At 74.1% G+C, this 4672-nt stretch carries 5 protein-coding genes and 1 pseudogene; 4 read left to right on the top strand and 2 right to left on the bottom strand.

Annotation, left to right across the window (positions count from 1 at the left end; all coding sequences use genetic code 11):
* The coding region (locus Q0195_RS02210; protein WP_299273954.1) for a hypothetical protein at nt 1-281 on the bottom strand (281 nt) is incomplete at its 3' end.
* Between Q0195_RS02210 and Q0195_RS02205 the strand changes: the two genes are divergently transcribed.
* Genes Q0195_RS02205 through Q0195_RS02190 form a run of 4 tightly spaced genes read left to right on the top strand, consistent with a single transcriptional unit; the run spans nt 282 to nt 4321 of the window.
* The gene (locus Q0195_RS02205) at nt 282-1640 is read left to right on the top strand and encodes an MFS transporter (RefSeq protein ID WP_299273952.1); all 1359 of its coding nucleotides are present in this window, start codon (nt 282-284) and stop codon (nt 1638-1640) included.
* On the top strand, nt 1637-2461 hold the full coding sequence (locus Q0195_RS02200; RefSeq protein ID WP_299273949.1) for a ChbG/HpnK family deacetylase: 825 nt from the start codon (nt 1637-1639) through the stop codon (nt 2459-2461). The genes Q0195_RS02205 and Q0195_RS02200 overlap by 4 nt, the downstream gene beginning before the upstream one ends.
* Nucleotides 2449-3663, top strand: coding sequence for a CehA/McbA family metallohydrolase (locus Q0195_RS02195; RefSeq protein WP_299273947.1), 1215 nt, complete (start codon nt 2449-2451; stop codon nt 3661-3663). Before Q0195_RS02200 ends, Q0195_RS02195 begins: the two co-directional genes overlap by 13 nt.
* A gap of 13 nt (nt 3664-3676) precedes the next feature.
* On the top strand, nt 3677-4321 hold the full coding sequence (locus Q0195_RS02190; RefSeq protein ID WP_299273944.1) for an MBL fold metallo-hydrolase: 645 nt from the start codon (nt 3677-3679) through the stop codon (nt 4319-4321).
* A 153-nt stretch (nt 4322-4474) separates the two neighbouring features.
* Here the strand turns inward: Q0195_RS02190 and Q0195_RS02185 are convergent.
* Nucleotides 4475-4672: pseudogene (locus tag Q0195_RS02185) on the bottom strand (TerC family protein); the annotation flags it as partial.

Raw genomic sequence — 4672 nt, 5'->3', positions numbered from 1 at the left:
GGGCTCAGGCCCTCGATGAAGTCGACGTCGGGCTTGTCCATCTGCCCGAGGAACTGGCGCGCGTAGGACGACAGCGACTCGACGTAGCGGCGCTGCCCCTCGGCGAAGATGGTGTCGAAGGCGAGGGACGACTTCCCGGAGCCCGACAGGCCGGTGAAGACGATGAGGCTGTCACGAGGCAGGTCGAGGTCGACGTTGCGGAGGTTGTGCTCACGCGCACCCCGCACGAGAAGCTGATCACTCACCCGGCGATGATACGTGTCCCGCCGCAGCCTGTACATGTGTTCGAGGTCACCGGCGTGGCTGGCGCCGTGGGCACCACCGGGACCGCACCGTGGCGGTACGCGATCGGCATGTTCGGCACGTCGATCCCGATCACCATGGTCAAGGGCTCGATGATCCTCTTCTACGTCGACATCCTCGGGCTCGACGTGCGGGCCTACGGGGTGGTCATGGCGGTGTACGCCGTCGTCGACGCGCTGGACAACCCCCTCCTCGGGCACCTGTCGGACCGCACCCGCACCCGGTACGGACGCCGCCGGCCCTGGCTGCTCGTCGGTGCCCCGCTGCTCGCGCTGGGGCTCGTCGGCTTCTTCTGGGTGCCCGACACCGTCGACGGGGTGGCCCTCGTCCTGTGGTTCGCCGTCTTCGCCGTCCTCTGCGAGGCCGCCGACTCCCTCCTCAACGCCAACTACGGCGCCCTCCTGCCCGAGCTGTTCCCCACCGAGCGGCGGCGGGCGAGGGCCAACTCGCTGCGGCAGGGCTTCCAGCTCGTCGCACTCGTCGTCTCGCTCGCACTCACCCCGCTGCTCACCACCCGGCTCCTCGGCACCGAGGACTCGGTCGTGGGGTTCCGCACCGCCGTCCTCTACGCCGTCGTCGCCACGGTGGCGATCGTCGTCATGGCCCTCGGGGCGCAGGAGAACCCGGCGTACGCCCGGGCGCCCCGGTCCCGCTTCCTGCCGACGGTGCTCACCATCCTGCGCAGCCCGCTGTTCTGGCAGGTCGGGGTGGCCAGCGCCTGCTACCTCAGCGCGATGGCGCTGGTGCTCAGCGGGATCCAGCTCTACGTGCGCTACTCCCTCGGCCTGCCGGTGGCCTACGCCCTCTACCTCCAGGGTGCCGTCGTCCTCGTCGCTGCCGGCGCGCTCGCCGGGTGGACCCGGGTGGTGGCCCAGCGGGGCGCGGCCTGGACATGGCGGCTCGCGTTCGCGGTGCTCGCCGTGGGTTTCGTGCCGCTCCTCCTCGCCGACGGGCTCGCGACGGCGCTCCCCGCCGGCCTGCTCCTCGCCGTCGGCTGGTCGGGGATGCTGGCCACCAACGACCTCGTCGTCGCGCGGGTGCTCGACCATGACGCCGCCGCGCACGGGCAGCACCGGGAGGGGCTCTTCCTCTCGGCCTTCGGGGTGCTCGGCCGGCTCAACGGGGTGCTCGGCGGGGCGGCCCTCGCCTCCGTCGGGCTGTTCTTCGGGTACTACTCGGGCAACGACCCCGGCCGCGACCCCGCGCTGGCGTTCCGGGTGTACACGTGCACCTACCCGTTGCTCCTGGTCACCGTCGGGGCGGTGCTCGCGCGGGTGGTCCGGGTGCCGGCTGACACCCCGCTCCACCCCGCCGCGGACGAGGCAGGTGCCGGGTGAGCCGCCGTCGTCTGGTCATCACCGCGGACGACCTCGGCCGCACCGAGGCGGACACCGACGTGGTCCTGGGGCTGTTCGCCGACGGCGCGGTCAGCGCCGTCACGCTCATGCCGGTCGGCCCGGCCGCGGAACGTGCCGCCGCGGCCGTCCGCGGGCGCCCGGGGGTGCGGCTCCACGCCACGCTGGTGAGCGACGCCGACGTCCCGCCCTGGTGCCCGGTGGCCGACGTGCCGTCCCTCGTCGACGCCGGCGGTCACTTCCACACCGACCCGCGCGCGATCCTGCGGGCCGGGTCCGCGGACGTGAGCGCCGAGCTGCGGGCCCAGCTGGGCTGGCTGCGGGAGCGGGTGGGGCAGGCGGCGGGGATGGACGCCCACACCGCACTGCTCTACGGGGTGCACGGCGGCGGGTGGCTGATGGAGGCGCTGCGGCTGTGCGCCGAGGAGCGGCTCGGCTTCCGCCTTCCCCGTGACCCGTCGACCTACCTGCAGGCCGCGGAGGTCCGCGCCCTGGCACAGTCGCACGCGCGGGCCGTCACCGCGGCGGACGCGCTGGGCGTGCCCATCCCGGCGGCGATGCTGACGAACCGCAGGAGCGCCGCCGAGCACGGCGGCTACGACGCCCTGCTCGCGTCCTACCTCCGAGGGCTGGCCGGGCTGCCGGCGGAGGGGACGAGCGAGCTGTTCTGCCATCCCGGATCCGCCGGTCAGGACGACGCCGCCACCCTGCGCGGCTGGGAGGCACGGATGCTGCGCGACCCGCGCTTCACCGACCATCTCGCGGAGGAGGGCTTCGAGGTGGTGCCGGCATGGGGACCGTGACGACCCGGCTGCAGCTCGCGCTGGAGGACCAGCTGGTACGCCCCTACCGGACCGTCCCGGTCGACGTGCGCGCCGGCGAGTCGCTCGAGGTGACGCTCTGCTACGACCGGCGGGCCGCCCTGGTCGACCTGGGCTGCGAGGGACCGGCCGGCTGGCGCGGCTGGTCCGGCGGGGCCCGCGACCGCTTCGCGATCACCCCGCACGCCGCCACACCGGGATATGTGGCCGGCGAGCTCGAGCCCGGCACCTGGCACGTCGTCCTCGGTCTGTACCGGCTCCCCGTCGAGCCGCTCGAGGTCGTCGTCACCGCGACCACGGGCGGCTCCCCCGCCGTCGAGGCCGAGCCGGCCGCACCCGCGCCGGTGGCGGCGGTGCGGGGCAGTGCGCGCCGGCTGCCCAGCGAGCCCGGCCTCACGTGGTTCGCGGGCGACTTCCATGCCCACACCGTCCACTCCGACGGTGACCACTCCATCGCCGGGCTGGCCCGCCGAGCCGCGGCGAACGGGCTGGACGTCCTGGCCGTCACCGACCACAACACCGTCTCCCACCACCCGCTCCTGGCCGCAGCCGGTGCGGCGTACGACATCACGCTCCTCCCGGGCCAGGAGGTCACCACCGACCGGGGCCACGCGAACGCGTTCGGGGACATCGGCTTCGTGGACTTCCGCCGGCCGGCCGAGGAGTGGGTCACGCAGGTCGCGGCCCGGGGCGGGCTGCTGTCGGTCAACCACCCGCTGGAGGGCGACTGGGCGTGGCAGCAGCCCACGAGCACCCTGCCGCCCGCGCTCGAGCTGTGGCACATCGGCTGGTTCCGGGACCTGGCCGCGACCGCGATGTGGGCGCTGTGGCAGCGCTGGCGGCCGGACGCCGTGATCCTGGGCGGCAGCGACTTCCACAACCCGTCCCTGGGGTACGAGCCGGGCACCCCGACGACCTGGGTGCAGGCCGCCGACCGCTCCCCCCGGGCGGTCCTCGCCGCACTCGCCGCCGGGCGCACCGCGATCACCCGGACACCGCGCTCCCCCGCCCTCCTGCCGGTGGACGGCGAGCTCGTCGCGGTGGACGCCGCAGGGACCGTGCTGCGGGACGTGCTCGGGCGGGGACGGCCGGTCACCGGGGTGCTACGGCGCTTCCCGCGCCAGGGACCCGGTCCGTACCGGCTCGAGACGGCGGGGCGCGAGCTGGTCGCCGTCTGTCCCTGAGAAGATGCACCGCATGACCGACACGACTTCACTCGGGCGTGCCCGCCTGGACCGGATCGCCGTCTCGGCGATGGACAACAACGTCTACCTCCTCACCGCCCCCTCGGGTGAGCAGCTCCTCATCGACGCCGCCGACGACAGCGACGCGATCCTCACGCTGCTCGGCGGTGCCGGTCCACTGCGGACGGTCGTGACCACCCACGGGCACTGGGACCACCACCGCGCGCTGCCCACCGTCGTCGCAGCCACCCACGCCCGGACCGCCGCCGGTGCCCCCGACGCGCCCGACCTCCCGGTCCGCGTCGACGACCTCCTCGCGCACGGGGACCGCATCAGCGTCGATTCCGCGGGCGAGGTCGTGCTCGACGTCATCGCGCTGCGCGGTCACACTGCCGGCTCGATCGCGCTGGCCGTCACCGAGGACGAGACCGCGCCGCACCCGGGCCGGGTCCACCTGTTCACCGGGGACAGCCTCTTCCCCGGGGGTGTGGGCAAGACGACCGACCCGGCCGACTTCACCCGGCTCATGGACGACGTGGAGGAGCGGCTCTTCGGCGTCTACCCCGACGACACGGTGGTCTGGCCGGGCCACGGCAGGCCGACGACGCTCGGCGCCGAACGCCCCCACCTCGCGGAATGGCGCGCCCGCGGCTGGTGACCTCCCCGGGCCACCACCGACAGCCCACCTCCCACCGACAGCCCAGTAACCACCGACAGCCCAGTTCCCACCGACAGCCCAGTTCCCGCCGAGAGCGCACGTCCCGCGGGGACGTGCGCTCTCGGTGCTTCGGCGTGCGTCGTGGCCGCGGCGTCAGGCCGGGTCGGGGCGCTGGGCGCGGGCCTCGTCCTCCCGGGCGTCCTTCCGGTTCCGGCCGATGCTGGCGAGCACGGTGATCGTCAGCACACCGATGATCCACAGGAGCGATACGATGATGCTCGGTTCGGGGATGGCGAGCCACTCCTCGCCGCCGTTGATGAACGGCAGCTCGTTGGTGTGCAGCGCGTGGAT

This window comes from uncultured Georgenia sp., assembly GCF_937958535.1.
Taxonomy (GTDB): domain Bacteria; phylum Actinomycetota; class Actinomycetes; order Actinomycetales; family Actinomycetaceae; genus Oceanitalea.
This window is presented reverse-complemented; position numbering and strand designations above follow the sequence as displayed.